Raw genomic sequence first — 4,179 nt, forward strand, 5'->3', positions numbered from 1 at the left:
CCGCCGAGGCCCGGCGCAGCCGACCAGGACCCGCCGAAGCCAAATCCAGCCCCGCCGGCGTTTGAGGCGCGGGGTCTGGGGCGGAGCCCCAGAGGCCCGGGCGCAGCCGAACCAGCACCGCCGAGCCGCCGGCAAGGCCCCGGCGCAGCCGGACCCGACACCGCCGGGCCGCCCGCAGGGCAGGTGGCCAAATCCAGCCCCGCCGGCGATTGAGGCGCGGGGTCCGGGGCGGAGCCCCAGAGGCCCGGGCAGAGCCGAACCAGCACCGCCGAGCCGCCCGCAGGGCTAGCCGCCGACCAGGCCCGGCCGGAGCCGGCTACCCGCCGCTCTGGCCAGGGCTTCCGCGTGCGCGGCCCTGGCATGTGCCAAGACCGCCGGCGCACAGGCCGCCGCACGCGCGGCCGGGTGCCAACCCAGCAGGTGCCGCCACACCAGCGGGACCCCGGCGAGCGGCCGGGTCACCACCCCCGCCGCACCCGGAAACGTGGCCCGGCACAGCCCGACGGCCCGTCCGACCTGCACCAGGTGCACGCAGGAGGCCGTATCCGCCTCGTACACGCAGGCGGGCGTGAACCCGGCCCGCACACAGGCCGCCGCGAAGCAGTCGCCGAAGCACCCGTCCCCCGGCACGTCCGCCCACGCCTCCGCGGCCAGCTCCGCCAGCTCGACCTCCCCGCGCCGGGCCAGCGCCAGCGGATGATCCTCGGCCAGCATCACGTGCACCGCGTCCCGCGCCACCTCCATCCACGCCAGCCGCCCCGGCTCCGGCGGCGCGCTCTCCCCGCAGACCCCGACCATCGCGAAGTCCAGCCGCCCGGCGGCGACGCCCGCGGCGATCTCCGTCTCGGACCAGGACGTGTACGTGGTCACGGGCACCCCCGGCTCCTCCCGGGCGAGCCGGTCCACGAGCCCGCCGAGCAGCGGCCCGTGCGTGCCCCCGAGCCGGTACCCCTCCGCACCCTGCCGGGCGAACCGCTGGGCCTCCTCCTGGAGCTCGCACACCGCGGGCAGTACCACCCGCGCACGGTCCAGTACGAGCTCCCCGAGCGCGGTGGCCCGCACGCCCTCCCGCCCGCGCACGAACAGCGCCCCGCCCAACCCGCGCTCGATCCGCTTGAGTTGGGCACTGAGCGCGGGCTGCGCGAGCCCGAGCGCGGTCGCCGCCCGGGTCAGGCTCCCGGCGTCGGCGACGGCCCTGATGATCTTGAGGTGCCTCAGCTCCAGGTCCATAGGACGAGCTTGGTCCAGACCAGCTGAGCTGCGCTACGGTCCGACCGCATCCAGAATCGGTGAATGCTCGTTATCGGCCAGGGGGCCGAAACCCTAAGGACGGGTAAATGCACGCACTCGATGTCGACTGGGACCACCCCGTGGACCCCTGCCCGGGCCCGCGCCTCGACCACGTACGCGCCTACGTGACCAGCGCTGGCGCCGACGGCCACCTGTGGCACGGGGTACCCACCCTCCTGCTCACCACGCTCGACCGCACCACCGGCCGCACCGCCCGCACCCCGCTGATCTACGGCGAGGACGCGGGCCGCCACATCGTCCTCGCGGCCGGATACGGCGCCCCCGAGCACCCCGGCTGGTACCGGAACCTCACCGCCTACCCCGAGGTCCGCCTCCAGGTCGGCTCCGCCGCCCTCAAGGCCACGGCCCGCACGGCCGGCCCGGCGGAACGCGAGGTCTACTGGGAGTTGATGACCGCCCTGTGGCCCCCGTTCGAGGACGACCAGGCGGCCGCCCGCCCCCGGGAGATCCCTCTGGTGATTCTGGAACACTGGCCGAGCGAGCCGCAGTAACCTTCCGCCCATGCCCGAAATGCACACTCCGGCGCCCGGCCGCGACCAGCGGACCGGCGCCGGCACGGCCTGGACCGTCTTCCGCCGGAGCCTGGTCTCGACGGGCGTCCTCTGGGTCGTCTGCTGGCTGGCGACGGCCATGTCCGAGCAGCGCGAGAGGTGCGCCCACTCGATCGTCGGGCCGGGCGGCCCGTTCGAGCTCGAAACCTCCACGTTCCCGCCGAACGAGACCTGCGTCTTCCCCGACGGCACCGAAATCGCCGCGCTGGACGTCATGACGTACCTCTGGTGGGCGGCGGCAGCAGCCTCGCTGATCTCCCTGCTGCTGGCCGCCGCCATCAGCGCGGGCAGGGCCGAAGGCAGCCGCACCCACTCCTAGGGGATGCCTCGTCGATCAGACCGGCCCGGCGGAGCACGCCGACATATCCGGATGCGGGCCGGTCAGGGCGCACGTAGGGTCGATGCCCGTGGAACCACTCACCGAAAAGCAAATCCGCTCGTCCTTCGTGAACTGCACCAAGGGCGAGGCCGCGCGCCTGCGGCTGCCGCTCGACTTCGCCGAACTGCCCTGGGAAGACCTCGACTTCCTCGGCTGGGTGGATCCGGGCGCGCCCCTGCGCGCCCACCTCGTCGTGCCCGCGGCGCAGGGCCCGGTGGGGATCTCCCTGCGCGTGCCGTCCGTGAACCGCACGAGCGCGCTGAAGTCCAGCCTGTGCCAGATCTGCCTGACCGGCCACGCCTCCTCCGGCGTCACCCTGCTCGCCGCGCCCCTGGCGGGCGCCCGGGGCCGCGAGGGCAACACCGTCGGCATCTACCTCTGCGCGGACCTCGCCTGCCCCCTGTACGTACGCGGCAAGCGGCAGCCGAAGCTGCGCACCGCGCGGTACGAGGAGTCCCTCACCCTGGACGAGCGCCTGGCCCGGATGACGGACAACCTGGACTCCTTCGCGGCCCGGGTCACCGCGGCCTGACCCCTCAGGCGGGCGCCGCGACCGCGCTGTACGTACGGCCGCCCGCGACGTACTCGCCGAGCGGGCTCATGCCGAACCCGTCGACGTGCACCCGCCAGGACGGCACGTTCCCGGCCTCGATGAACGCCACCACCGCGTCCGCCCGCCCGGCCGCCTCCCTGATGGCAAGGGTGAACAGCTCCCGCGCGACGCCGCGCCCCCGGTAGGCGGCATCGACCACCACAGGGCCGTAGAGCAGCCACCGCACCTCGATCAGCGGGCGGCCCCGCCACTCCAGCGAACGCTGGGCCTCCAACAGCCCGACGAGCGGGGGCGGCGGGGAGGGCACGTCCTCCGGCACGCACAGCGCCAGGAGCCCGGCCACCCGCCCCGCGTCATCCGCGACCAGCAACTGACCGGCCTCAGTCATGACCCCCAACTCGGCGACGCCGAAGGCGCCTTGCACGAACCCTTGCTCGGCCCGCTGCCGCTCCGTCAGCACGTCACGGTGACTGGCGGCGAAGAGCGCGGCCATGCCGGCCACATCAGCCTGGGTGGCGTACCGGTAGTCCATGCCGCGATCGTCCCACTTCACCCCCGGTCGTAGACGGTCACCTCCACCCCCCGAGCCCCCAGCGTGTCGGCTATCAGCGGCTCGATGCGCGTCCAGCTGCCACCGGCGAGCCCGCACCCTATGCGGGGCATGTGAACGGAGGCACCCAGCTCAAGGGCATGCCCAGCCAGCGCGTCGAGGCAGCGCCGCACGGCGTCGTACCGGATCGGCGGCCCCCCGCTCCCGGTCCGTATGCCGCGCTGACCGACCATGTTCGCCACCCACACATCGGGCTGCACCCGCACCAGCTGCACGGCACCCAGCCCGAAGTCGTTCCCACTGCGCCCCCGATGCCAGGCCCGGTACGCCGCCTCCGGCTCGGACCAGCGCTTCGAGACGGCCAGCACGAACCCCTTCCCCCACCCCCCGAGGTCGTTGCACACATGGGCGATGATTTTGGGCCCCTTGGCCTGGGGACTCGTCGCATCCCCGGCGATGATCCTCAGCGGCTTCACGTTCTGATCCCCCCTTGTGGTTGCGCTGGCGCTTGCGCTTGCGCTTGCGCTTGCGCTTGCGCTTGCCCCTGCGGCTGCACAACGGCACTGCACCAACGCTAGGGGCGGGCACTGACAGTGGGGGTGGTGGGGGTGGTGGGGGTAGTGGGGAGATCGGGCGGGGCGGAATCTTGGACGCGGGGCGGGGGCTCCGGGAGGCCTGTGCCGGTGGGACCGATCTCGGACGCGGGGCGGTGGCCTGGGGGGCCTGTGCCAGTGGGGCCCGATCAGGGATGGTTTGGGGGTTTCCCGTCAGTCCCATGGTCTCTCCGTGTCGGGCCGGCCCCTCAAGGGCGCTCCCTGCGGTCGCGTCGCTTCGC

General features: G+C 73.7%; 6 protein-coding genes. 3 read left to right on the top strand and 3 right to left on the bottom strand.

Annotated features, from left to right (window positions below; translation table 11 throughout):
• Positions 1 to 285: 285 nt before the first annotated feature.
• Entirely contained in the window at positions 286 to 1,230 is a 945-nt protein-coding gene (locus tag AB0D94_RS37590) for a LysR family transcriptional regulator (protein WP_362062410.1), read from the bottom strand.
• Positions 1,231 to 1,337: 107 nt separating this feature from the next.
• On the opposite strand from AB0D94_RS37590, the gene AB0D94_RS37595 reads away from it, so the two are divergent.
• From AB0D94_RS37595 to AB0D94_RS37605, 3 genes are all read left to right on the top strand, one after another.
• On the top strand, positions 1,338 to 1,802 hold the full coding sequence (locus AB0D94_RS37595; protein WP_362062413.1) for a nitroreductase/quinone reductase family protein: 465 nt from the start codon (positions 1,338 to 1,340) through the stop codon (positions 1,800 to 1,802).
• Between the two features lie 10 nt (positions 1,803 to 1,812).
• Positions 1,813 to 2,181 carry a hypothetical protein gene (locus AB0D94_RS37600; protein ID WP_362062416.1) on the top strand — a complete coding sequence of 123 codons (369 nt, stop codon included), beginning with the start codon at positions 1,813 to 1,815 and terminating at the stop codon, positions 2,179 to 2,181.
• Positions 2,182 to 2,269: 88 nt separating this feature from the next.
• Complete coding sequence (locus tag AB0D94_RS37605; RefSeq protein WP_362062419.1) at positions 2,270 to 2,773, top strand: FBP domain-containing protein; 504 nt, start codon at positions 2,270 to 2,272, stop codon at positions 2,771 to 2,773.
• A gap of 4 nt (positions 2,774 to 2,777) precedes the next feature.
• On the opposite strand, the gene AB0D94_RS37610 is transcribed toward AB0D94_RS37605, so the two are convergent.
• Entirely contained in the window at positions 2,778 to 3,326 is a 549-nt protein-coding gene (locus tag AB0D94_RS37610) for a GNAT family N-acetyltransferase (RefSeq protein ID WP_362062422.1), read from the bottom strand.
• 17 nt (positions 3,327 to 3,343) lie between these two features.
• Entirely contained in the window at positions 3,344 to 3,820 is a 477-nt protein-coding gene (locus tag AB0D94_RS37615) for a macro domain-containing protein (RefSeq protein ID WP_362062425.1), read from the bottom strand.
• Positions 3,821 to 4,179: the final 359 nt, after the last annotated feature.

Source organism: Streptomyces sp. NPDC048255, from assembly GCF_040652415.1.
GTDB lineage: Bacteria > Actinomycetota > Actinomycetes > Streptomycetales > Streptomycetaceae > Streptomyces.

Coding starts and splice junctions, on each gene's coding strand:
- AB0D94_RS37590 (WP_362062410.1), bottom strand. CDS start 1,230: ATGGACCTGGAGCTGAGGCACCTCAAGATCATCAGGGCCGTCGCCGAC.
- AB0D94_RS37610 (WP_362062422.1), bottom strand. CDS start 3,326: ATGGACTACCGGTACGCCACCCAGGCTGATGTGGCCGGCATGGCCGCG.
- AB0D94_RS37600 (WP_362062416.1), top strand. CDS start 1,813: ATGCCCGAAATGCACACTCCGGCGCCCGGCCGCGACCAGCGGACCGGC.
- AB0D94_RS37595 (WP_362062413.1), top strand. CDS start 1,338: ATGCACGCACTCGATGTCGACTGGGACCACCCCGTGGACCCCTGCCCG.